18 protein-coding genes and 2 pseudogenes are annotated in these 23,732 nt (G+C 38.0%); 3 read left to right on the top strand and 17 right to left on the bottom strand.

Annotated elements, in window-relative coordinates:
• Positions 1 to 26: 26 nt before the first annotated feature.
• Together NW747_RS04580 and NW747_RS04575 are read right to left on the bottom strand one after the other, a co-directional pair.
• Positions 27 to 533, bottom strand: coding sequence for a DUF4411 family protein (locus tag NW747_RS04580; RefSeq protein WP_273188175.1), 507 nt, complete (start codon positions 531 to 533; stop codon positions 27 to 29).
• On the bottom strand, positions 533 to 1,699 hold the full coding sequence (locus NW747_RS04575) for an XRE family transcriptional regulator (protein ID WP_273188174.1): 1,167 nt from the start codon (positions 1,697 to 1,699) through the stop codon (positions 533 to 535). The genes NW747_RS04580 and NW747_RS04575 overlap by 1 nt, the downstream gene beginning before the upstream one ends.
• Before the next feature lie 1,851 nt (positions 1,700 to 3,550).
• On the opposite strand from NW747_RS04575, the gene NW747_RS04570 reads away from it, so the two are divergent.
• Entirely contained in the window at positions 3,551 to 3,955 is a 405-nt protein-coding gene (locus NW747_RS04570; protein ID WP_273188173.1) for a hypothetical protein, read from the top strand.
• A gap of 139 nt (positions 3,956 to 4,094) precedes the next feature.
• Entirely contained in the window at positions 4,095 to 5,012 is a 918-nt protein-coding gene (locus NW747_RS04565; RefSeq protein WP_273188172.1) for a hypothetical protein, read from the top strand.
• Positions 5,013 to 5,608: 596 nt separating this feature from the next.
• On the opposite strand, the gene NW747_RS04560 is transcribed toward NW747_RS04565, so the two are convergent.
• From NW747_RS04560 to NW747_RS04495, 15 genes and pseudogenes are all read right to left on the bottom strand, one after another.
• On the bottom strand, positions 5,609 to 6,028 hold the full coding sequence (locus NW747_RS04560) for a HEPN domain-containing protein (RefSeq protein ID WP_273188171.1): 420 nt from the start codon (positions 6,026 to 6,028) through the stop codon (positions 5,609 to 5,611).
• The gene (locus NW747_RS04555) at positions 6,025 to 6,582 is read right to left on the bottom strand and encodes a hypothetical protein (RefSeq protein ID WP_273188170.1); all 558 of its coding nucleotides are present in this window, start codon (positions 6,580 to 6,582) and stop codon (positions 6,025 to 6,027) included. The genes NW747_RS04560 and NW747_RS04555 overlap by 4 nt, the downstream gene beginning before the upstream one ends.
• Positions 6,579 to 7,283 (bottom strand): hypothetical protein, encoded by a 705-nt coding sequence (locus NW747_RS04550; RefSeq protein WP_273188169.1) that lies wholly within the window; start codon positions 7,281 to 7,283, stop codon positions 6,579 to 6,581. The genes NW747_RS04555 and NW747_RS04550 overlap by 4 nt, the downstream gene beginning before the upstream one ends.
• 252 nt (positions 7,284 to 7,535) lie before the next feature.
• Positions 7,536 to 8,923 (bottom strand): annotated as a pseudogene (locus tag NW747_RS04545) (IS5 family transposase).
• Positions 8,924 to 9,507: 584 nt separating this feature from the next.
• Positions 9,508 to 10,149 carry a hypothetical protein gene (locus NW747_RS04540; RefSeq protein WP_273188168.1) on the bottom strand — a complete coding sequence of 214 codons (642 nt, stop codon included), beginning with the start codon at positions 10,147 to 10,149 and terminating at the stop codon, positions 9,508 to 9,510.
• A gap of 34 nt (positions 10,150 to 10,183) precedes the next feature.
• Positions 10,184 to 11,479 carry an AAA family ATPase gene (locus tag NW747_RS04535; RefSeq protein WP_273188167.1) on the bottom strand — a complete coding sequence of 432 codons (1,296 nt, stop codon included), beginning with the start codon at positions 11,477 to 11,479 and terminating at the stop codon, positions 10,184 to 10,186.
• 350 nt (positions 11,480 to 11,829) lie between these two features.
• Positions 11,830 to 12,249, bottom strand: a complete 420-nt coding sequence (locus NW747_RS10360) for an IS1634 family transposase (RefSeq protein ID WP_472924494.1) — start codon at positions 12,247 to 12,249, stop codon at positions 11,830 to 11,832.
• Positions 12,250 to 12,313: 64 nt separating this feature from the next.
• On the bottom strand, positions 12,314 to 13,231 hold the full coding sequence (locus NW747_RS04530; protein WP_472924493.1) for an IS1634 family transposase: 918 nt from the start codon (positions 13,229 to 13,231) through the stop codon (positions 12,314 to 12,316).
• Between the two features lie 372 nt (positions 13,232 to 13,603).
• Positions 13,604 to 14,308: a hypothetical protein gene (locus NW747_RS04525; protein ID WP_273188165.1), complete on the bottom strand. Its 705-nt coding sequence runs from the start codon at positions 14,306 to 14,308 to the stop codon at positions 13,604 to 13,606.
• 1 nt (position 14,309) lies between these two features.
• Entirely contained in the window at positions 14,310 to 14,651 is a 342-nt protein-coding gene (locus tag NW747_RS04520; RefSeq protein WP_273188164.1) for a hypothetical protein, read from the bottom strand.
• An 18-nt stretch (positions 14,652 to 14,669) separates the two neighbouring features.
• Complete coding sequence (locus NW747_RS04515) at positions 14,670 to 15,506, bottom strand: ParA family protein (RefSeq protein WP_273188163.1); 837 nt, start codon at positions 15,504 to 15,506, stop codon at positions 14,670 to 14,672.
• A gap of 972 nt (positions 15,507 to 16,478) precedes the next feature.
• Complete coding sequence (locus NW747_RS04510) at positions 16,479 to 17,801, bottom strand: nucleotide-binding domain-containing protein (protein WP_273188162.1); 1,323 nt, start codon at positions 17,799 to 17,801, stop codon at positions 16,479 to 16,481.
• 2 nt (positions 17,802 to 17,803) lie between these two features.
• Positions 17,804 to 18,370 carry an SLATT domain-containing protein gene (locus NW747_RS04505; protein ID WP_273188160.1) on the bottom strand — a complete coding sequence of 189 codons (567 nt, stop codon included), beginning with the start codon at positions 18,368 to 18,370 and terminating at the stop codon, positions 17,804 to 17,806.
• Between the two features lie 393 nt (positions 18,371 to 18,763).
• The gene (locus tag NW747_RS04500) at positions 18,764 to 20,317 is read right to left on the bottom strand and encodes a ComEC/Rec2 family competence protein (protein WP_273188159.1); all 1,554 of its coding nucleotides are present in this window, start codon (positions 20,315 to 20,317) and stop codon (positions 18,764 to 18,766) included.
• Positions 20,318 to 20,717: 400 nt separating this feature from the next.
• Positions 20,718 to 21,833 carry a hypothetical protein gene (locus NW747_RS04495; RefSeq protein WP_273188158.1) on the bottom strand — a complete coding sequence of 372 codons (1,116 nt, stop codon included), beginning with the start codon at positions 21,831 to 21,833 and terminating at the stop codon, positions 20,718 to 20,720.
• Positions 21,834 to 22,245: 412 nt separating this feature from the next.
• Between NW747_RS04495 and NW747_RS04490 the strand changes: the two are divergent.
• Positions 22,246 to 23,708, top strand: a pseudogene (locus NW747_RS04490) (ISLre2 family transposase).
• The last annotated feature ends 24 nt before the right edge of the window (positions 23,709 to 23,732 follow it).

The raw sequence follows: 23,732 nt of genomic DNA, 5'->3' as shown, positions 1-23,732 counted from the left end.
CCCCGTCGTAAGTAGGGAAAATATCCCTATATCTTCATCCGGACATCACGCATGTAAGAGTACAAATCTTTACAGTGAACTCCGAAATTTCGACCAACATCGGGGATTTTAGGATTTCTTGATGGTGAGTCTACCGTGGGGATGGCAGATCTTTCAAACGTAATAACAGAGCAGTTATATACTTTAGCTGCTGCAATGAGCCACGGATCAGCTATACGATTATCCGACCAGTTTCTAACTGCCGCCGGCTGATAACACTGATTATCCGCGATACTCTGTATAACCTGACCATATACTTCTATAATTCGCAAATCATCCGTCGATACAACCTGGAATTGATTTATATTCGATTTTAGCCACCTGGCCAACTCATCTCTACCACGATATATTTCATCCCGGACTTTATCTAAAACCATAATATCAGGGGAACTCACCAGGAGCTGCTTCCAATAGGACGGTACGATATCAGGAGCATAGTACTGATTGAACGGTGCTATAAAAGAATTGGTATCAAACAAGACTTTATCTCCCATTATTTTCCCTCCAAAGTACCGACAAGGTGAGTAAAGGTCTTATTATTCGTATCTGTTAATCTGAAAGCTTCCGGATAAGAAGTTCTTCCAGCCAGGACGGAATCTGCCAAAGCCTTTAAAAAGGATCTATCCAATCGACTTTGCATCGTATTGTAATAATTACCTCCACGTCCCTGTGCTTTATTATTGATATATGCCTGAGAAAACGACTTAACATAGCCGGCGAACTCAGTTCCGGATATCCGGTGGAAATCAAAAGCTCTGCGCGCAGCCGCCGTTAAGCTGCAATGGAATACCCGCCCCGCCTCCTTAATACATATCATTGTATCTTCATGCTCATTCTTACATGTATCCCAAAATGCAAGAAAATCTCCTTTAGGCATCAGCACTTCAGCAGCCACTTTATTGCACAAAGTCTCCGTACTTTTAGAAAAATGCTCATCTCCATCATCTGCATTGAAAAGATTATCGGTCCCCACGAATACATGGACAATTTCATGTAGCAAAGAAAACAGTCGTCCATTGACTGTATCTCGTGCATTTATAAAAATTAAAGGCGCATAAGCATCTACTAAAACAAAAGCACGAAATTCTGCCAAGCTTAATGGCCTGTGAGTATTGGCTCCGACAACACCATTCATCATAACCAATATACCAACAGCCTCACATTTTTCACGGATAAACTTAAAAGCATGATTAGCATCCCTGCATTGCTTAAACCACGCAATATCAATATCCAGCTTTTCCCTAACAGCCGCACTTACGGCATCCACGTCTTTTTCATTTTTTAAACTACCCACATAAGAAAGCACCTCATAACCTTGATGTAAGCGATACTGCTTCATCCAGTCCTGGATATTTAACATATCAAAAATAGTGTCTCTCAATGCCTGGCTGGCTTCCCCATGATAGGCGCTGTCCATAGTCCTGAATTCCAAAACGCTATATTTCTCAGCCGGTTTTTCTTTTAAGAAAAAATAGCCAAAGGGAATATGTGTCTCATGAGACAATTTTTGAACCTGACTAAGCGTTGGCTTTTTCGTACCTAATTCCCAATCATTTAAAAGTTTGATAACAGAAGCATCTGCCATATCTGCCTGTGCTTCTTCTCTTATCCATCGCAATGTTTCTGGATGTAACTGCAAAATCACGCTTTTGTTTCCCATACGACTACCTCCTTTCCTATCCATATCTTACAGAAATTAAAAGTACGTTGCAAGGAGATAATTCCCACCGCTGACATCCTTGAAAAATTTAAAATTTCTCCAAAAACTACTTCTCATTTTTCCATCTCACGGTATGTGTATAGTAGAGGGACGCGAAAGGCCCGCGGCTTTGAAAGAAAGCATTCCATATATTTCCAAGATGGCCATAGGAAATGCAGGAATGGAATGCCGGAATTCCAAAAGGGTACCGCCTTTCTCCCTCCACCTTTTCCGGAAAGGTAACAAATTCAGCAAACACTGAAAAACATAGAGAGACTCAGGACTCCAGAAATCCCTTATAGGGCAGAAATGACGGGAGACTCATGCCTGGCGCGCGCCGTCGTAGAGGGGAAGCTGTGATTTCATTGCTTTCTGATTTTATTCTAGAATTTTTACGACATACAAGGAGTAGCATGACGAAAATAGTAACCTATTTAAGGAATGCTATGACGCAGTATGACATGAAAATTCGTATGAAATCAGAATCTGCAAAGAAAGCATTGCTCCCCAAGTACAGCAGCGGCCGTAGACCATGCAGACACCGAATTCATTGGGCATGATGGGAAGTTGGAGACACCGGGTTTCTTTGTAGTGGCGGCGCCTACGGCGCCCCACTGTCATTTCAAGTCTAGCAATTCCTTCCCCGTTATTGCTAGCGAAGCAAAGTGGAATAGAGAAATTATACAGCGCTACGTCCTCCTGACAAAATTAGAAAAAATTCTCCTCTTCACCATCAGAGTAGTTCTTATGGTGCATAATATTAATTACAGTCATGCGAAAAGTTTATTTACAATTGACGGTTTTAATAAAGCTAAAGCCGAATAAAGTGCAAGCAAAACAAAGTCATAGTAGCGACATATGCAAAGAGTAATAGCGTTTCATTTTATACAACGATGTGACTGGAATTATCAACAAGTGAATAGATATTATCCAAAAGGCCAAAAGCTATACAATCCGCAACAGAAACGACAGAAATACTTGTCCTATCAAACTACAACATCGTATCTATTCCCCACGTTATGCAGCATGCAAAAGTTTACTTGAACTATATATAACGAGGGCAAAATGAATTCCAATATTTTTAAAAATACGTCAAGTTAATCCAAGAATATCAAATAAATCAAAAATATCTTTGTGAACCACAATGAGTCCTTGGATTCCTATCCCGCTAAATCAGCCTGAGCCCCCTGCATTTATTTGCCTTATCACTGAAATTCATGCGAAACCAGCATTCTGTAATCAGGTCAGCACCATCAAAACTATATGTTAAAAAAATAAATATCAACATGCCAAGAAATGAAATGGATAGCGATAGCATTACGATACAACGAAGTATAAAAATATACATGTAAGCAACATTTATAGAGGATATTACTCCTGTTAACAATATAAGACAATTGATAATTTATAATATTTAATTTGTTAGGCAAACTCGACTTTATTCTGAATTCAATGAATCACTTTGCAAAATCGTCAAGACTTAAAAAATCCTATTTTTATAGAGATGAAATAATTTCAATCTGTTTGTCATGATATTACATTAAAATACACTCATAACCCAAAAATTTTATTTTCAGCGCTTTCGGTATTTCGTAGAATCATTTTATTGACAAATTGTATTTTCGCTTCTTTATCCTTCTTAATGGCGTTGCTGATTTAGCTCGTCTCGATTTTGTCATTCCGTGTCTCTATTAAATTATTTTTCTACCTTCTATATCGTTTTTATATTTTATTTTTCTTTTGTTTTTCGTCGTGTGTTGATTTTTACTATTCGTCGTATTATAATAGATTGCAAGAAAGGAGGTAATGAAAATGAACTACAATTTTGACTGGAATTATATTGCATCAGGAGCTCCGTACGTCACAATCAGCAATTATGCGTTATCCTTTAATGCTGCTGCCTCATCGTTGTTAGGCAACCCCGAAAAGGTTCTCTTAGGATTTGACTCTACCCAAAAAGTAATCGGCGTAACTCCATATCGTGGTGATTCCGCAACAAAAAGCTTTATCTTCTACAGCCGAATGAAAAATGGATGGATTCGTATCGGATGCAAAGATTTCATAAGACAACTGTCATCATTAACAGGATTATCTTTCAACCCTGCAAAAAAGTATGTTGCCAATTATGATAGTAAAATGGAAATTTTGTATTTTTCTGTTACAAATAGTTCTGTGGAGAAGGAAAATGAACTCCTTCAAAAATGTGAATCGAGTTAAGGGCATGACAAAAGCATTCCAAAACCATGCCAGTGGTTTCAGAATGCCTTGGCCAAATGTGTATAAATATCACAACACTCAATTATTATATCACACATTTGGCTCATTTTACACTACTATTATTAACCAATGAGGTGATATGATGACTAAACAAAAACTTTTTGTGTCTGATTTTATCAATAACGGAATCAAGGGACATCAGAATTATGAATTTGTAGATGTTGCGATCAATGATGATAATAGACTCTTTCTGGATCCCATATTAATTGAATTCTCAACGTCGACCTGGTGTCAATCTGCTAATAAAAGTATTCAATCTTTTTTCGACAAATTTTATCAAGCTTATTCGTTGCATGATAAAACTCAAGAGCGGGAGTTGCTTTCTCATGCACGCGAACAAAATGGCACGCGTTTTGGTTACGGAAAAGGGAATAACGGAAAGGGACATACCGCTGAAGGATTAATGCAGACATTCAATCCACTGGAAGGACTAATACAAAAGATCAAGAGCATAAACCGACCGGTTGATTTAGCTATACTTCTTCCTAAATTTGCCGAAGATGGTCTTTCTGACCTCTTAACCAATATTTTACACAAGAATCTGAATGAATATACAACACAGCAGTTGCGGAAATATGGAATACGTCCTAATTCTACAACTCAATTCTGGTACTGGGAGCCATCACTTTTAAAGTGGAAAATCAAAAGCGCTCCATCTTACACAATAAATAATCAGGAGTTACTGCTCGTTCCAAAAGAAATTGTCCGAGTTCGTTACTTATTTTCTATAAGGCAATATTTTACAAGAATCATTTTAACTCGCTATCAAAAACAGAGCTACCGCAATGGTATGAAAAAGCTTTCTAAGCAAGATATTCTGGCTTCGTTACGTTCAAATACTCCAAACTGGATATATGAAACAGTAAAAAAACATACAGAAAAAAGTCCCAGCTTCTTAGCCGAATATCACATTATGCTCCCTCAATTTTACCGAGACCGGCAAATGTCAAGTCAGGAGTTGAATTCTCTTCTGGATACCAAAATTTACGGAAATTAGGGGAAAAATAAATAATCTAGAAGAAAATCCTCATCAAAAAAATCTGATATTTATTTCATTCAAGTCTTATAATCCACGAGAATCACCTAATGCGCTAATGGTAGCCACCAATTTTTAGCTCAATACACAGCAAAGAGCCAGTCTTCTATTTCCAGAGAATAAATATTAAACAGGAGGGAAGCCGTCTACCTTGAGTAGATGGCTCCCTCCTGCGTATTTGCTGGCTCTCAAATCGCGTATCGTATGGCTCTCACGCGCGTATTGGGTGGCTCTGAAACGCCGTAATATTCATTCCTCAAAAAGATTATAATGATATATTTTCGAAGCATTAAAAAGGTCAAAATAATCAAGTCTTCTTCCTATCAAAGTAATTCCTTATATTAAGTGGTTAGAAATAACAAATAAAATACCGCATAAGAATACTACTGCAAATAGTCAATATCAAATTTACCAACAAAAAAATCCCATTGAACATAGGTATCAAGTTCATATTGGGATTTTTATTTTTAGAATAAATAAGAAATTCAATTGTTTTCAGAATTAAAAATGTAAAACCCTTGGGAATAGCAATTTTACTTGGGCTCAATAATCATGCATCAGTTGAAATAATTTTTAAGCTCATCAATGCTCGAAATAATTGTATGTGCTTGTTTAATTCCATATTCACCATCTGCATTTTTAAAGGTATAGCCGTCCTTATAATCAGCTTGCATACGCCGTGTTTTCAAGCGGTCTAAATAAAGCCCAATACGCTTACATTTTCGTTGAAAATCCGGCGTCTTCCTTTTCATTTCTTTAAAATGGCGAATAACACGTTGGTGTTCTCCTCCATATATAGTAGAATTCTCCAAATGAAAATCTTTCAAAAATTTCTTTGCATAATGAAATGCTGCATAGTATGAACGGCTCACAACAATCCGATATTTTGTTTCAGAATCATTATTCCCAAAGGGATCATTATATAATTGTTCCGAAAAAGATAAAAACTGATTCCAGTCGTAAGTCGTATTTTTCATATAAACATCACATCGATTAAAATATCATGTAACTCTTCCGCGTGATCAAGTATCCACTCATCCAATTGATCTAACTTTGCACATGCTTTCTCAACTGGTAAGCTTGTTTTGATATACAATAATAGACGACCGTCACCTTGCTCGACGAAGGGTGCAAGTGTCAAAAATAGCACTTCATTCGGAAAGTATTGCCTGATATGATTTTTCGCCTCAAAAAGAACATTTATTAAATCGTAATTTTTTAAGAATTCCTCAGCATCTTCTGAAATCTGGAAATCATACCTCAATAAATCCATCCAAGTAAAGCCAAGTGATGAATTTGACTGTTCTTGATAAAGTGCAGCATTATAGACGCCATAAGGCGAGTCAAAAGCTGGGGCATCTGTCAAAAAGCCAGGATATGCTTCGTTGAACGCAACATTCCCATTCTCGCTGTTCGTCACGGGATAAGGAAGAGTTGTTACCGATGAACTAACTGCAATAGCTGTCGTACTTAAAGCAACAGCAACAGTCGATGCAACATCCCTCCCTAAAAATGACTTAGAGGTTATCATATCGACAACTTCCCTTCTATCAGTTCTGTCAAATGATTTTGGACGATTTCACTATACAATGCCAGCGTCCCATCAATGAGTGTTTGATCTACATATCTATGATCTTCATTGAAATTCGAGAAATAACGATTATTAACATCCAATTGTATGCCAAAACTTTCCCTTGTCTTATCTTTTCGAATATTACTGATTGTGGAATTAATATAATATTGGTCCGAATACACATAGGTAAATTTAGTAAGAACATCAAATAAATTATCACGCTTTATATCTTTCTTATACTGATGATTCATGATGTAATCCGTAGGATTAGAAATATCCGGATCAATGAATTGTGAGATAACGCCATTAAAGAAGATCCTATGATTCAAAACATCCTCTGCAATTTCATTAATGGCCTTAATACGCCCCTCCATATACTCCTGACATTTATTTAGATCACCTTCATAGGCAGAATCAAACTTCGTATTCAGGCGAATCTGCGAAAGGCTAACTTCCATACTGGAATGTCCCTTTGAAGAAATAGCAATAATTCTAGCCGCATCCGGGGGTACAGGAATGTTATCTGGTATACCAATGATTGTATACGCTTTCCTATCAAAAAACGGCTGTAACTTCTCCTGAAATAAGGCTAAACTATCCATGATATCATCATTCTTCTCAAAATTAATGATGTATTGCGTATAGATTTGATTTAACATAATGTCCACCTTGATAATCCACACAACGGTTGAATGCTGCTACGTATTCTCTATGTTTTCATTATAGCATACTAAGGAATCGCTGACTAAGTAGTCTTTTGCACTCTTGGATGATTAAATCAAAATTTTCTAAAATTCTCTTAAATAGTGGCTGTTAAAAAACCACCCTTTGCAAAAATACCCTAAAATGCTCTCAAAACGTGAAAATTCATTTTTCAGGAGACATTTTGACCCTGAGGGCGCCTCGGAATCTCAGTCTACCAACTCCATATAGTGCTGAGACTCTGATTCTGCCCCTAAATCCACAAAATAGAGCCAAAAAAGGGACCCAGTGGGGATTCTGAACAGATTCCCCACAAGAACAGACATGGCGATAGAAGACAACGTCGTCTCCGGCAGTTTAGTCATGATAAGCCCGGCACCATAGCAGTGCTTATCCAAGCTGAAGAAGCGCTCAACCTCGATTCTATCGACATTGTCCTGGTATTCTTCCTTTTGCGAATTCCATGCTGCTTGCAGAACTCTCGGTTTGTGCGAGTGCGATAAATCTGATCGACCAGCACCCTCATAGGATAATGGCCGGTACGGTTTTTATACCATTCCACTGCATCAGTCAGAATGCCGCCTTCATTGTAAGGGTCGAATGACAGCTTTTCCATTCGGGCATGTCCCTTTTCATCAATGCTCACATCGTACTTGGCACCAAATTCTACCGGTGCCTTGACCTTGCCGCGTACAATGGGCCTCAGATGGGGCTGACGCAGGCTGACAATCCTATGATCGATTCGGTGTGTCTTGTGGTCATACATGTACTTCTGCTGCTCATACAGCTTCTGAATGGTCTGGTACAACTGCCGATACTTGTCCGGAAGCTCATAGCCTGCCGCAAGGTACTGTTCGATATAGCGCATATCACGGGCAAGATTGAATAACTCCCGCCGAATCTGCATTCTGACAGCTTTTGCAGACCTTTTCTTGGACTTTGCCAGCTTCAGGTAGTCCTTTCTGGCGATTTCCCGGTAAGTCCTTGGCTTAGCCCAGGGATGATAGGTATCATTGAAATAGTCAATCATCCCCTCCAGATGCTCCCTGGCTTCATTGAGAAGCGAGAAATCCTGAGGATACCGGATATTCGAAGGAGAACAGGTCGCATCCAGAATCAAGGTCTCCATATTGTCGGGGAGAGCAGTGCCATCGGGCACCTCCAACTTATCCTCCCTGTGTTCCGGCGTTACATCAGACGCTGCTAGAATCATTTCATTGACTTCCATAAGGAACTCAGGTGTGAATCTCTTTCTAAAATACACCATAGCAGAGTAGGTGAACGGGCACTCAGACTGAAAAGATGGGAGCCCAAGGAAATACTGATAATATGGTTTTTCTGCAATGAGCTCACATAATTTCCTGTCAGAAGCTCCGGTTACCTTCTAGATAATGTATGCGCCAAAGGCAATACGAAAAGAAATTCCCGGACGTCCTGTTTTAGAAGGGAACTGCTCAGCATAGCGCTCTACATACTTGTTCCACTCAAGGGAATCCGCCAGCTGAACCCATCTATTGTCGGAGGAAAGCTGGAGCCCACCCGGCTGATTGAAGTCAAAAATAGAAATTTGCTGGTACTGGGGAGTGAGTTTATACATGAATAGAGCTCCTATGTGCAAAGAAAATCCGGGGATGCTAAAGTTATCTATGCATATATTATGCCATATTACGTGTAAAATCTCAGTAATTATCTAATGCATCCGACCATAAATAGTTATTCAACATTCACTAAATACACTGAGAGCCATCTAATACGCTGATGAGAGTCCCACTAATACACCAAACGAGAGCCCTTTTTTAGTATGATACCCACCGGAGAGCCAACTTATTTCCCCTATGCTATAAGGATAGATCCCTTGAAGAAACGGCAAAATAGGAGAAAACCACCCACCTTGAGTGGATGGCTCCCTCCTGCGTATTCACTGGCTCTCACTATCATATCGTATGGTTCTCACACGCGTATTGTGTAGCATTGAACCGCCATTTCACTTACCTATGGGAACAGATTTTAAACTACCCCTGATTGGCACCTTTCGACGACTGCTGCCAAAATTTCATCTTATCTATCATTATCTCTATTTAACAGGATTATGCAACGCTGCTCAGCAAATAGTGGATTTAAGTCAGCATTTCCCTAGGAGCGAATTACCTTATACAAAACATTGAGAATAAAACGTATTGATTAGCGATTACAATATTTCCCTATGTCTTTCATAAATTCATCTGCAGTTAGAAACTGAATATCATCAAAATATTTTAATAGAATACTCATTTCATTTATCCTCCGTAACTTAGATTTTACAATTTCCCCCTTACTTTCCTTAGGAATTTTGTTATTTGCTAAAGCTTCAATTGTACCATTAATATCTCGATATCCTTTGTCACCATTAGCAATCTTTTCTGGATTATAAACGAAAATAAATCTTTTCTTTATGTCTATTGCATCAAGCCAATGAGACTCAAGAAATACTTTTTCAAACCAGCGATACGATTCATCGATTTTTAGGTAAATTTGATATTTCTTTTCATCACTTAACTTAGCATTTTTGAACTCAATAAAATTCAAAAAATCAGACTTGAAAGATACCGCATCAACAGTAAAGAATGGGTTAAGCTGCTGTTTTATGGACCATGATTTAATTATTTTATCGAAATTATAGGCATGCCAATTCGTATCGCATAGGATATATTTGTTCGTTGTATCATAAGATATTTTAGAAATCTCCTGATAATATTCACGATATTTTTTGCTGAATATATTTTCAAAATCATTATACTTATGAATTGGTGAAGCAGATAATAAGTTCATGTCAAAATCTCCCATGTCTCGCTCCATTAAACGCATTATAAGCGACCAATCAATTTTCTAAATTATCATCAATATGGTTTAACACTTCAAAAGGCTCTGCCATTTCCCGATAGATACGATTCAATTGGTCATTGACATGAAAGAATTCTGCCTCATTGTTCCCAGTCAAGCTTGCCAGGTAATAATCGCAATCATTTGTAATTCCATATTTGCGGGAATACATCTCAATTGCTCGTAAAAAATAAGGGCTATGTGTTGTAAGAAGGACTGTTAAATTAAAGGCCCTCTCCAAGAGCACAATAAGCTCTGCATATTTAAGTTGCCATCCGGGATGAAGATTTACCTCTGGTTCATCTAAAATCAACACATCTTTATCTCCAAGCGCTGAGTTATCGAGTAAAAGCTGAAGAAGTGCAAATGATTTCAATCCGGTAGAGAGATTTATAACAGAAAGAGGTTCCTCAAATTCTTTCTCGTTATAAACAACATTTCCGCTTGATTTTTTATCAAATTCTCCTGGAATCACTTCATTTAAAAGAGCTGTAATATTGGTCATTTTTTCTCTAAATTGCGTTTCCGCAATAGCATTTTTCCGAGTCCTTTTAATTAGCGAGAGAATTAATTGCTCATTTAACCCATTCATCAATTCAGCTACAAAGCCATGGGCAAAACTATTCTTTTCCCCTAATGCATCAATAATATCTGGGGATTGAATAAATATTGCTCTATTCCTAATGTCAAAAGGAATATTCTGACTGGTGACCTTGTTATGCTTAAATTCTAATATAAATTCTTTACTTTGAATATCCAATCTCACTTTCCCTGCTGCATCCACAAAAAGGGAATTAATCTGATTATGAAAGACATCCTTATAATACCGTTCGACCAAAACAGATATAATATCCTTATCGTCAATCTTGTCGATATTCTCAAATTGCTTCCAAAGTTTCGAAAAACCTGCGCTTCTATCTGATAATTTAATCCCGCGCTTTTTTAGCGCAGAAGCCACCCATTTTTTTACCTCTGACTTATCTCTAAGATCAAGATCTTCGGGAATTTTGAACTTTAACGCACTAAAAATTCTTCTTATCCGATTTGATTCATCCGATGGTTCAAAGGATGAGTATATCTCATTAGTCATATAGGCTTGTAATGCATCACATCTTTCCTCATATCGCTGATTTTCGACCTTTTCACTTACATTTTGAAGTGAATTGAAAAAAGAATACAAAACTTTACCAACAGTACTTTTACCTGTATTGTTATTTCCGGCAATAACCGTAATTCCTCTAAAATCAAACTCCGCTTTTTTTATTTTCCCTATATTTTCTATTACCAGTTTCATATTATGACCTCACATAGAAATGATATTAAAATTTTATGGTGTTAAGCCATTGTTTCAGATGACTCTCTTTTTTATTATACAAGTAAATACCTCTTTATTAAATACAAAAGTATGTTTTTCCGATGAAATATTTATTATACAACTATGGGAATCAATTTGTAACCTAACTACTATAGCGTTTCAATGACTTTTTACTTAAAATTGGCAAAAGCTCTGAGCATTTCTTATGATAAATAGTTGTCAAATGCGTCCAAGCTTAAGTAAAAAAATGAATGAAATGCTATACTACATTCCTCTTTTCTTTTTCCAGTGATTATTGCATGTTAACCTGAAGTCCCGTGAAATTATATCTATTTCGGAAATGGGACTCCCATCGCGTCATACAGAGCCATCTGCTTCTTTGTTATCTCTGAAAGATGATGGGCTTTGCCTGGCTGTTGGTAAAGCTCAATTATATCCAAATCATCCAGCAGTGTTTGCATCGTATACTTCTTGTACAATCCATTCTCGTCCATTTGCTTTTTGATGTAGGAAAGGTAAATCAGTGCCAGGAACTGTACAAATAGCTTTCCTTCGAAATTCTCGGAGGAGGAGACGGACATACGCCTCATATCCAGCCTTTCTTTCAGATTTGCAAAAGCCTTTTCTATCAGGTCTCTGACTCGGTAAAGCTTTATGGCTTCCTCCGGGTCCTTAACCCCGTTGGAAAGCAGAACAAAATAGCCGAAATCACGCTGATGTTCACGAATTGCATCTCCATTGGGAACAATATGCAGTCCCTTCTTGGAGGGTCTCGCTGACTACGAAGTACTTATCGTAGTCCCTCAAGTGTCCTTACGCTTTCTTGCCGCTTTTCAGCTCATCCTGCAGACGTATCAGGTACTTTGCAAAGCTTAGCCGTTCATCGGTACAGCGCCGGTCGTTGAAGTATATATGGACATAGACTCTCCGCTTGTCACATACACAATTCCCCGTCCTTGGCTGCTCTTCCCTGTAGTTCCATTCATCGGTAAAGCTCGTGGCGTACAGGCCTACATCATCGTTGTAATTTTCCCAGCTGATCAGCTTTTCCCCACGGACCTCATCAAGATGTTTCCTGGCAATTTTCAGTCCGCATCTAATACCTATGAGGAACTTATGGTGATGCTTCATCAGGTCATTAATATTCTTCTCACTGTAGAAACCTCTGTCCATAACGAAGCTCAGTTTCTTCATATCCAGGAAATCAATGTCCAGCATCAGATTTCGTATCAGACTGACGTGTGCCGTATTTCCTGTAAGCTTGCGGAAATAAACCGGAAGCCGTGACACTTCTCCATACAGCAGAGCTAGATTAATCTGTGGCAGATGGTCTCCTTCCTTGTTCTTCCCATACTTGGCAAATTTGATCAGCTCAGAATAAGAAGAAATCGACGTGGTGTCAAAAGCAAGAAACTCCTTCTCTGCTCTGCGCCGAGCCTGCCGACGGAAAAAGTTCATCTTTGAGGCTTCATCAATGGAGCCCATAAGCTCACTAATCCGCTGGGAGGGGATGTCCCTACCATAGGGATGCTTATGAGTCAACGCCCACTTGCGGAGACGATAAGCAGACATGCCTTCCTCCAAGACAAAGAAATAGGCAAGTGACAAGAGCTGCTTATACTTGTCGGGGAAGGACGCTTTCAAATCATCCACAATTCCGAGCTTATCACCAATTTGGTCAAGAAGATAGGTCGCGCCATAAAACTGCCGCTTGCATTCTGTGGCGGGAATCGGCCCAGGCTTTATTGTCCCGGACTTCTCCAGTGACAGCAGATACTTCCCATTCGGAACAAACTGACCTTCAACTATTTTACCAATATAGCGGCGCTTATGCTCCCCGCGATGCTTCTCTGCATTCCAATAGGGAGTATCAATAAAGATATACTTTTTCCCGAGATAGTCTGCGTCTTGGCGTTAGCTGGCATATCCATAGAAATCTCCGCCTTGCTAGATATAAATTATATTATATGCACATGAAGGAATGAGAATTTAATCCATTTGTCACTAAAAATTGCTTGAAAATATTAATAATAGAATTTCAAGTGAAAGCCCCGGTGATCCTGAATATAAAACTACAGAACTAGAAATTAATTTTCAAATTTATCAAGATGATAAAGATTCAACCATTTTGTCACCTACAAGTTTAGCCATCAGCTTCTTTCGTCTGTGAAAAGCCCCATTAATTTGATCTTTATATTTATAAATCAGTAGCTTAATAAAGATAGATGTAACAGTTATTACATTATTAAAATTTTTCCCCATAACTGTATACCTCCCACCAGCGCCACATCTATACTCCAAGCAATCCCTTATCCCCTTTGCCAAATCATTTCCTTCGAATAAAGGATTATGAATAGCCACACAAGATTCTTGATAAACACTTTTGATAATAGAAAAATCATCAGCATTAAGAATATCATTCTTATATACCAATCGAAATTTCTCAAATGCCTTTCTAGTTATTTGCCCATTTTCTATTTCCTCATTAAGCAATAATCTCATGAATGATTCAATAAACGAACGTAAATTTAGATACATATACCGTTTTTGATTCAAAATAATGCTCGCTGAAAAGAAAAACATATCCGAAATGATTCCGCTAATCCGACAATGCCATTTGATATAATCATATTCCTTTAAATAATTCATAAAAATAATATGCTTAGCCCAAAATCTTAAAAAGGAATTCGTTGCCTGTGACAATGTGATATTCTGATCCTTACAGTAGGAATTGATGTATCGTTGAAAGCTATCCATATTGTTATTTAACTCATCAATTTCACCACGAGTCAAATCATTTACTACCATTTTATATCCACCCGTTCAACTTATTATTTTCTTTGATGTTATCTCGTCTTTTTAAGACTTCAATTTGCGTCTCTAAAAATTTATACAATTTTAGTTTGTAATCATTGACAACTTTTTCATTAATCAAATCTCTTGTAACTCGGGCGCATAGCAGCGTTCTTGAGCGGAAGACATATTCTTTATAGCTTAGTCCCAAAATCTCCATGAGAAACCCTTTTATCATCTCATTATGAGGAAAGATCTCTTTTGATAAAAGCAAAACAGAAAGAATTCCCACTATCTTGTAAAGTGGAATTTTGTTGTTTTTTAATTCATTGCGAAAAAGTAAAAGTGATGTATACATTTTTCTTTTTCCCTCCTCCTAAGCATCGTGAATTTTGCAAATAAGTTCTTCACCGATAGCCTCAATATCCTGCCTTGGCAATTTATATTTTGTTGGAATAGGTCCTTTTGCACCTGCTGATATATTATTTGAAAGATTTAAACTCGATGCAAAAATATCAATATCATCAACAGCCTTTTTACTTTCAAAGTCTATTTTTAGCTTACTCTCTTTTGATAATTTATTATTAACCATAGTATAAACTAGACCAATACACTTCAAAGAAATTCCCTCTTCTTCAATCAAATTTGAAACAGCCCTTTGAAGGGACTGAATCCCCACAATGGAATATCTGTCTATCCTATTAGGAATAAGATAAAAATCAGAAGCCATTAGCGCACTATCCGTATAAATGGTCAATGTAGGAGGGCAATCAATAATAATAAAGTCGTATTTGTCTTTAAGATTGTTTTTATCTATAAACACCTTTAGCTTACGCACAAATGTATGCTCTGCACTATTATTAGCAAGCACCAAATTTAGATCTCCGCAAAGAATATCTAAATTTTCCTTTGCATTAACAATTAAATGGCTTGCTTTCGGCATCTCTTTTGGCTTAGTTAAATCCACTTGCGGTTTAAATAACTCATATATTGTTTTGCTTCGGCCTAGAATATCTTTTATATAATAATCATTTTCTACACTATTATCGCCTTTATAGCAATCTATAATCGCTTGCGTTGCATTGAACTGAGGATCTGCATCAATTAAAAGTATCTTAAGTCCCTTGTCGGAAAAATAATCTGCAAGGCCAGTGCTCAGTGTCGTTTTTCCCACTCCGCCCTTCATATTGATAATGGAAATAACCTTACCCATGATATACCTCTTTTCAAATGCAAATAACGAGAAATTTTATTGGAATCTCTAAACTCAAATCAATAACTAATAATAGCAACTAATGGTCATAATACATTTTAGACAAAAGCTAAATATGCTAATAAATAATCAGTCAGATCCGTATTGATAAAAAAATGTTGCTGTAAATATTTTTTATGTTTTAGTATCTCCATTCATTGTACTAATAATAACTTTGCACGTTATTGATACCACTTACATTGTACATCATCTTTTTACTTATTTCCTAAGAATTATAAGCACCTTCTGTCTTCCACTCAACTAAATTCTAGCCTCTATAAGCAGAAAGTATTCTCAAATTTGTCAATTGCTTTTTCAATCATAATGGTGGATACCTTGGTTGCCTGTTTCTGCAAACCGGATTAATTTTTCAGAATAGCCGAACAGATGTAATACATATGCTATCATCCCCCAACACCCCCAGAAGCTAAAAAGGTACCTCCCTCTAATCTCTGCATTTTCATGAACCTCAACATAATCGCTGAATATAAAAGCAACGCCATATCATAATTTCTAAACTTGTTAACCTGAAGTCCCGTGAAATTATATCTATTTCGGGATTGCGACTCCCATTGCATCATGCAGAGCCATCTGCTTCTTTGTTATCTCTGAAAGATGATGGGCTTTGCCTGACTGTTGGTAAAGCTCAATTATATCCAAATCATCCAGCAGTGTCTGCATCGTATACTTCTTGTACAGTCCATTCTCGTCCATTTGCTTTTTGATGTAGGAAAGGTAAATCAGTGCCAAAAACTGTACAAAGAGCTTTCCTTCGAAATTCTCGGAGAGAGAAGAGTTCAAGCTAATCAGGAGCTAAAATATCAGTAAAATGTAAGTATCTACCGAATATTTCAGGAAGACATCAGATGAATTCTAGACATAAAATTACGGGACTACAGGTTGTAAAGTGCTGTTATTCTTTTTGCTTCCAAATTATTCTCCAATAGGTACATCTATCCTATCTTTTGCTACGCATACACCATTTTTTATCAAATAGCATTCTACGTAATGTGGACCTGCAAAATCTGTATGCTCATAACGATGTTCAGAATTGCTTTCCATGATATTACCACGTATCATATTTCTCCTTATTGCTTCAGGTCCTACGTTTCTTACTTTCCACCAAATATTATATGGTTTAGGACAATCAGTTTCCTTTATGTAAAAATCCAACCGCTTATTATGAGCCAGTAACGCATAGCGATTATGCAACATGTCACGCAGAGAGAATGGTCTCCACCCATCTTGAGTGACTTTGCAGTCGATATGGAGATAGTAGCGTATATCTACGGGAACTAATTGCTCTATAAAATCTTCTCGATTGAAGCCTTTGTTATGATTTTCATCAACCGTTGAATAACGTGCAGATTTATTTACTGTTTCTTCTGCTTTCGGAAAGTCTGACCCCAACAAATCAATTAACGCATCGTTTATTCCAAAAGATGAATCATCCATATCTGACAAGGTTTCATATGCTTTTTCTGCTTTCTTTACAAATTCCCCCTTATTTGAATTAAGTACATGTTGATTACTCCCGACCGCCAGCCAATAATTTTGATTTGGATTTTCATTTTTAAAAGACTTATATAGAGATTTTAGGATATCTAAATAATTATCACTACTCGAATCCTTAAAATCATCATTATCTTTGAAAAAATTATATACTAAAGTGTCAATAAGGAGTCCACCAAATTTAAATCCTATGGTATTCTTCCAGCTTCTTACGATATGACAAAAATCATAATAAATCCCGAATGATTTTGAATTGCAATCAGAGCATTCAGACTGTTCACTCAATGGATCCGTTATTTTCCAACTTCCTCCATCATGTGTGTCTGGATATTTAAATCTATTGTCTGATTGCTTAAATCCAGGAACCAGTTCGACAGTATATTTGTTAAACTCAATAACAACAACCTGACCATCGCCACTGATATTTGTATTAGAATATCTCTCCAAAAGAACAGATTTTACATCTTGAAGTAAAGCAGATTGCCCATTGCTCTTATAATTATCATACTGTTTAAATATACATGAAGGCATATCAAACAGCAAATCTAAATCACTACTACCAGATATAGCGGTTTTTCGTCCCACAGAGCCGACAATATACATATGCGATTCCGATTCTTTATCAAGTCCATAATAGTGACTATTCAATTTTTTCGCTATAGATTCAGTTGTTTTCTGCATATCGGCTAGATCATCTAACTGAATCCTATTACAGAAAATTTTAAAGTCATCAGATAAAGCCATGTTTAATGAATCCCCCCTTTTAAATTATTTGGAAGAAAATGATCTATTTCTTCATCTGTATAAGTATACTCATTTTTTATATTTAGCGCTTCACTTGCCTTACTCACAGCTGAATCAGTTGTTGATGGTGCTTCTAAGTAAAGCTTATTTAAGTCAGAAAGTATCTGTTGATATTCTGCTTTTATTTGTTCTAAGTTAGATTCCATATGTAATTCTGCTATAATATGTAGAAGTTGATTCCTTACAATAATAAATTTATTCGCAGCTATCCTATGTTGTCGTTCTAGATTTTTTAAATCAAAGCCCTTTAAGTAAGCACTCAAAAAGAAAGAGCCAAAGGATACAACTGTCGTAAGGACTTTTGTAATATAGTCATCACATAAAAAGATAGCTACAACCCCACAAGAGGTAAAACCTGCAAAAATAATATTACAGGTTTCAAATATTTTATATCGATTTGCATAAATATCTGCCTGCTTCTCTTGTATTTTATGAGTCCATACCACACTTGCAAAATTCTGACGCACCTCATCTAGTAAGACTTGTGCCATTTCTTTCGCATTATCCATATAGTATCCTCCAATCGCGCATATCGGGGGGGAGAGGATAAAACACCCCAGATCATTTAGTGTCTATATCTCATCATAACATTTTACAACTTTTTGAACAAATAAATACCTCACACCTGAATCGTCTGGCTCCCTACCGCGTGTTCTATGGCTTTCACCCATGTATTAGGTGGTTCTTGAAGCAGCGTCATATTCATAGGCCTTGTTCTTCGTCCAGCATTGGCTGAACTCCCCCGCCTCCGGGTGGCAATTTGGCCCCGAGGTTACTTAGCGAATTCCGCTCGCCGCTAACAGCCGTAAGCAGAAAGCCAATGGCCCCTCACTTTATTTATTATCCAGCCAAGGTCAAGTAAATAAAAACAGAGATAGTGCAAAATCCAATCCTGAAAATTTTTAAGGTTTCAGAATCTTGGTAACTACAAGAGGAGAACGAATCGTGTCCATATTGAATTTATAGCAGACAATTTCTTCTCCTTTATGCAGCCGGCAGTCAAACGTTGAGCATTGCTTTCCTTGGGCCAGCTGACTGCATATTTCAGGCGTTGGGTTTGTGCAAATACGGCTTCCTGCATGAATACATTGACCGTTAGACCAACGCCTCATAAATGAAGTAGGTGGATCCCAATAAGGGCAATAATAACGCAAATGAAAATGATTCCGTATAAGACACCACCTGATAGTATTGATATCAGGACAACTGCCATTAGTATTTTGTGCTCTCCTCTGGCTATTGGAGATTTTTAACTTACTGGTCAAAATGCAGGGCTGAATATATTCAGGAGCTATTTTCCCATAATTTCCAAAATGGCCATTCGAAATGATGAAATGCCAGGCGTTGGGCAGCTGCGTGCTGTAGTGTCTCTTTTTCGTACCATGATGCGGACACTGGATAAAATTATAAATCTGCCCTGATTCATCGGGATCTTTAAAGATATGTTCTTCCAGTATATCCTTAGTAATATCACCAGTCATAAGAAATTTATGGTGATATCCAACATCTTCTTCTTCTTGCTCTACATTGGGGACCCTGTCTCTAAATACGATAGATACAGCATTATTGTCAGACTTAAAATTGTGAGCCAGCTCTTTACTGAACTTAGCAAAAGAATCTGACACATCTCGCTGAAGTGACTTTTTTAAATCAGAAGACAATAGCGTCAGCTGTCCCAAGTCTTTTCTTTGCTGTTTCACCATCTCCCGAATTTCGTCTAAATCAATCAGACGATTAATCTGATCTATATTTCTGCCGCGTCTGCCTCCTCTTTCTCCATTCGTATCATTATCGTTATATTCAATTCCAGAACACAATTCATAAAAGTGATAAAGGCGGTCTATAACAACCTGGTATAGTTCACTCCACATTGCATAGACTTCATTCCACTCTGGATTATCTTCCCTATACTTAGATAGGTAACTTTTAAATCGATCAATAAGTTTTCTCCTCCCTTTAACTTCAAATTCGTTCTCAATATCAAAGGAAGGCCAAAGCACTTCGCAGACAGTATGCCCCAGCGTGAAATAATCCCCCTTCATCAGTACGGCAATCCGTCCATTCTTCTTCAACAAATCAAATACCATCTGCATCTGATCTTGAAGATACACTTTTGTATCACTCTTATTGCCTTTCAGGAAAAGATGGGTAAGCAGCGCTTCTTCCGTCAGAATGCTCCCTTTGGATTTAGACTGGAACCCGACATAAGGCAGATAAAAGTCATCAAAAGAATGTGGCTTCATCTCTTTAAAATACCGGTAATGATCTACATGATAATGGGTAAGCAGGGCAGTGCGCCTTCTTTTAGTTCCTGCTAAACTGTTCTTCATGTAGGAAATCGAATGATTCCATCTTGACCTCGAATTTTTGCTCCCACAGTCCACCAGTAGCTGGTCTCCATCCTCTTCCATGAGTATGGATTGTCCAAACCCCACATTGAAAACAGTCATGTCCATAATGAACCCCTCCGAAGAAAAGAGAAAATTCACAGCCCCAACATTGAGGATAATCATACGAACTTATTATTAGCTCTCACGCACCGTGAGAACCATCTAATACGCCACTGAAAGTCATACAATACGCGATCCGAATCCACCTATTCTTTCCAGATCAATACGTGCAGGAGAGCCAATCTTTTGCCAAAGTACAATATGCGGAAAATACCGCTACTCTTGCATGTAAATCAGGAGAAAGGCATTCACCTGTAACAGTTAGTACTCTCCTGCGTACCCACTGGCTTCCTGTCACATATCGAGTGGCTCTCACGTACGTATTTGGTGATGTCAAAGCTCCGTAATATATAAGGTCTGAACATCCGTATCTTTTACTTGAGCAACCGTCAAAATACCCTAAAGTTCAATCATCATTGGCCTTTCCTACTATCCGACTATTTTTAATTATGTGTTTCATTCTATTCTCTCTATAAATTTTAATTCCTTTTTCAACCAATTTAATAAATTCATATTGATATTTAACCTGTTTCATATTTTTCTCTATAATAGAAGATGCTTGGGCATATAATCCATCATCTGAAAACATTTTTTCATGTTTTATTTGAAGGATGATTGAATCTACCTGGTCTATGCTGTCATTAAAAGCACTTTTTGCTGGTTCCAAAAGCTGAGTGCAGGTAGTTTTTATGTTGTATTCTATATCACTTTTACTATTTTCTACAACACAAGGCGCTTCTTTATTTTGATTACTCAAATTCCCTACTGCCTCACAAGCATAAAAAGGCCAAAGAATCTGCTTTACCTCTTTTGCCTTGGATGCATCTTTTATTTCTACATCTGTAATGACCACAGCTTCTTCGCCAAGCTTTTGGCTTAGCAGTGTAGCCAACTCTTGTGAGCAGATTAAAGAGGGGCCTATTCCTTCCTCTTCCAATCCATATGCCTCAACATATGCAGGTCCCCCTACATAGGCATTGCAAAAAGTTCCACCATTCGTTGCTATATTTTTATTCCAAATATCAAAAGCTACGCCATAAAGAACTTTGGCATCACCAATTGCCAAACCTCCACGATAAAACAGGGGAAGTATCTGAGAGTTAGATTTACGCAATTCGTGCATCACTTGTTTGTAAACATGACTAATAAACTTAGATAATTGTTTTACAAAAAGTGAAGCGTCTTTTTCATCCGCCAATATGATTAGTGAATCACTAAAAGGGATAAAAGCCTTAAATGTACTAATTGTGTTTGAATTGATTAGTTCTACTGCTTCTTGGCTCATTGGTACACCATTAGCAGTGCTTCGTTCTCCCGCTTTATAAGGCGGTCTTCCGGCAGAATTCTTATATTCCTTACTCAGAATCTCATTATACTTTTTAAGCAATTCATTTGCCTGATTTTTATCCTTATTTAATAAGTTTTTAAACCCCATCAAATCCAAAAAAGCAACAATCCGTCTTGTCCCTTCATTTTTATCCTCATTTTCTTTACTTATTTGTTCACCTACTGTATCGCTCATAATGCAATCCTCCTAAAAATTTCAAATCGCAATAAAAAAAATCATGTCTATATTATGATACAAACAATAGTTTTATTCAATATAGAATATTTTATTATCATATTATAAGATAAATATTCCCATCACAATTGATTAGCAAACCACCTAATAAGGGAAAATCCGTGCAAACTATTAAAAGACATCTTTTCAGTACTTCATTAGTTCACCTTTATTGGTTCACCTTTCTATACAGTATAAGGGTTGTACGCATATTGTTTAGCTATGAAGCGGCCTAAGATTGCCTGGCACTGCTTAGTATAAAATTTTACTCGGTAGGGGAATTTTTCCAGAAACAATAAAAAAGGAAAGCCTCCCTTTGAGTGGAAATGTTATAATTTCCGTGCACAAATAAAACAAAGAAAGGGCTTTCCTCATGGATATTATAACAAAAACTGGAGAAATTTGGGGTGAAAATGCAATTGGTGCAGTCATTTCTCTCATTAAGGAATCTGATGACTCTATCGAGGCTGAAAGAAAGCTAACTCATTGGCTCACTGAAATGAACTGTCAGCTTATAGCTATGACCCTGGAGCGTATTGACACTGAGCTGTATCAGATTTACAAGGTACAGGGGTGGCGTGTGGCGCGCCGGGACTCTAGGATGATTTGCTGCCGCTATGGAGAGCTGACCTATACCCGAAGACTTCTGCAGAAAGATGGGAAGAGCTTCTATCCCCTGGACTGCAAAATGGGCTTTGAGTCCAGAAAGTACTACAGCCTGGGAATGATTGAGCGGATTGTCGAGGCTGTCGCAATTACCACATCTCGCAGTGCCAGCGAACTCCTGCATAGTCTGGCAGGGATTACCATCTCCCATCAGTCCGTTATCTCACTCAAGAACTATGCCGGCGAGAAGGCGAAGACTTATGAAAAAGCATTGGCAGAAGAGGAAAAGGTTGAAAAGCCGACACAGCCGGAAATTATAGCGATTGAAGGAGATGGAATTGTACTCAAGAGCAAGGAGAAAGGCGGCGTTTCGGAAGTGCACCGCCTCCAGGTATATGAGGGAGTCAGGAAAAATGGCAACAGGACAGAACTGGTAGGACTTCGCTGCTTTGCATCTACCAGTAGGAAAGAACTTTTTGCAATGGTAAGAAGCTATCTGCTTGGGCACTATGACCTGTCTAAGACCACGGTGCTGTCGAATGGGGATGGAGGTTCCGGGTACCAATTTCAGGACTTTGATCGAATAGTAGAAGGCTGCCTGAATCACCAGCACTTACGCGACTGCTATCATGTGCACGAAAAGATCCGGACCCGGCTCAGCTTCTGCAACAAGGAACTGGTAGACCACATTATACGAGAGCTTCACCAGACCGACGATATTATGAAACAGATTCCCGTATGGATGGATACTGCCCGGAGCTGCGCCCGAACAGAGGCGGATTTGGAGGAGGTAGACAAGCTGCAGAGCTATCTGGAGAGAAATGCTCCCTATATCCCCAGCCTGAGTCAGCGCGGCATCCATACAGAGATTCATCTGGGGACTGCAGAAACAAATCACCGGTTTTACAACTATCACATGAAGCGGCAGGGACGGAGCTGGTCCAGCGAGGGAATGGAGTGTATGGTTTGGGTATTAACCGCCCGGAAGAATAAAACACTTACAGCAGCTCTCCTGTACCATGCTAATGGGAAGAGCTACAAAAAGATGGATAGAGCCATGTACAAAGCCGCGGTGCAGGCAGAGCGCAGAATCGCTAAGAATGTCCGTAGCGAGGCGCAGAAGCGCAAAATGAGAAACTATAGGCGGGATGTTTGGAGGGACGTATAGGCGTTTATGGAGCTCCCTCTTCGCCAACAGGGAAACTGGCAAGAGATATGCAGAAATACTGATAAAACCGAATCCACGGAGGCGGT

It is taken from the genome of Dialister succinatiphilus (genome assembly GCF_928721695.1).
Lineage (GTDB): Bacteria > Bacillota > Negativicutes > Veillonellales > Dialisteraceae > Dialister > Dialister succinatiphilus.
Note: the sequence above shows the minus strand (reverse complement) of the source record. Positions and strands in the feature narration are given on the sequence as shown.

What these genes read in the sequence shown, in the direction of transcription:
- NW747_RS04570 (WP_273188173.1), top strand. Translation starts at nt 3,551, where the DNA reads ATGAACTACAATTTTGACTGGAATTATATTGCATCAGGAGCTCCGTAC.
- NW747_RS04495 (WP_273188158.1), bottom strand. Translation starts at nt 21,833, where the DNA reads ATGAGCGATACAGTAGGTGAACAAATAAGTAAAGAAAATGAGGATAAA.
- NW747_RS04575 (WP_273188174.1), bottom strand. Translation starts at nt 1,699, where the DNA reads ATGGGAAACAAAAGCGTGATTTTGCAGTTACATCCAGAAACATTGCGA.
- NW747_RS04535 (WP_273188167.1), bottom strand. Translation starts at nt 11,479, where the DNA reads ATGAAACTGGTAATAGAAAATATAGGGAAAATAAAAAAAGCGGAGTTT.
- NW747_RS04555 (WP_273188170.1), bottom strand. Translation starts at nt 6,582, where the DNA reads ATGATAACCTCTAAGTCATTTTTAGGGAGGGATGTTGCATCGACTGTT.
- NW747_RS04515 (WP_273188163.1), bottom strand. Translation starts at nt 15,506, where the DNA reads ATGGGTAAGGTTATTTCCATTATCAATATGAAGGGCGGAGTGGGAAAA.
- NW747_RS04540 (WP_273188168.1), bottom strand. Translation starts at nt 10,149, where the DNA reads ATGGGAGATTTTGACATGAACTTATTATCTGCTTCACCAATTCATAAG.
- NW747_RS04550 (WP_273188169.1), bottom strand. Translation starts at nt 7,283, where the DNA reads ATGTTAAATCAAATCTATACGCAATACATCATTAATTTTGAGAAGAAT.
- NW747_RS04505 (WP_273188160.1), bottom strand. Translation starts at nt 18,370, where the DNA reads ATGGATAATGCGAAAGAAATGGCACAAGTCTTACTAGATGAGGTGCGT.
- NW747_RS04520 (WP_273188164.1), bottom strand. Translation starts at nt 14,651, where the DNA reads ATGTATACATCACTTTTACTTTTTCGCAATGAATTAAAAAACAACAAA.
- NW747_RS04560 (WP_273188171.1), bottom strand. Translation starts at nt 6,028, where the DNA reads ATGAAAAATACGACTTACGACTGGAATCAGTTTTTATCTTTTTCGGAA.
- NW747_RS04580 (WP_273188175.1), bottom strand. Translation starts at nt 533, where the DNA reads ATGGGAGATAAAGTCTTGTTTGATACCAATTCTTTTATAGCACCGTTC.
- NW747_RS04565 (WP_273188172.1), top strand. Translation starts at nt 4,095, where the DNA reads ATGATGACTAAACAAAAACTTTTTGTGTCTGATTTTATCAATAACGGA.
- NW747_RS04500 (WP_273188159.1), bottom strand. Translation starts at nt 20,317, where the DNA reads ATGGACATGACTGTTTTCAATGTGGGGTTTGGACAATCCATACTCATG.
- NW747_RS04525 (WP_273188165.1), bottom strand. Translation starts at nt 14,308, where the DNA reads ATGGTAGTAAATGATTTGACTCGTGGTGAAATTGATGAGTTAAATAAC.
- NW747_RS04510 (WP_273188162.1), bottom strand. Translation starts at nt 17,801, where the DNA reads ATGGCTTTATCTGATGACTTTAAAATTTTCTGTAATAGGATTCAGTTA.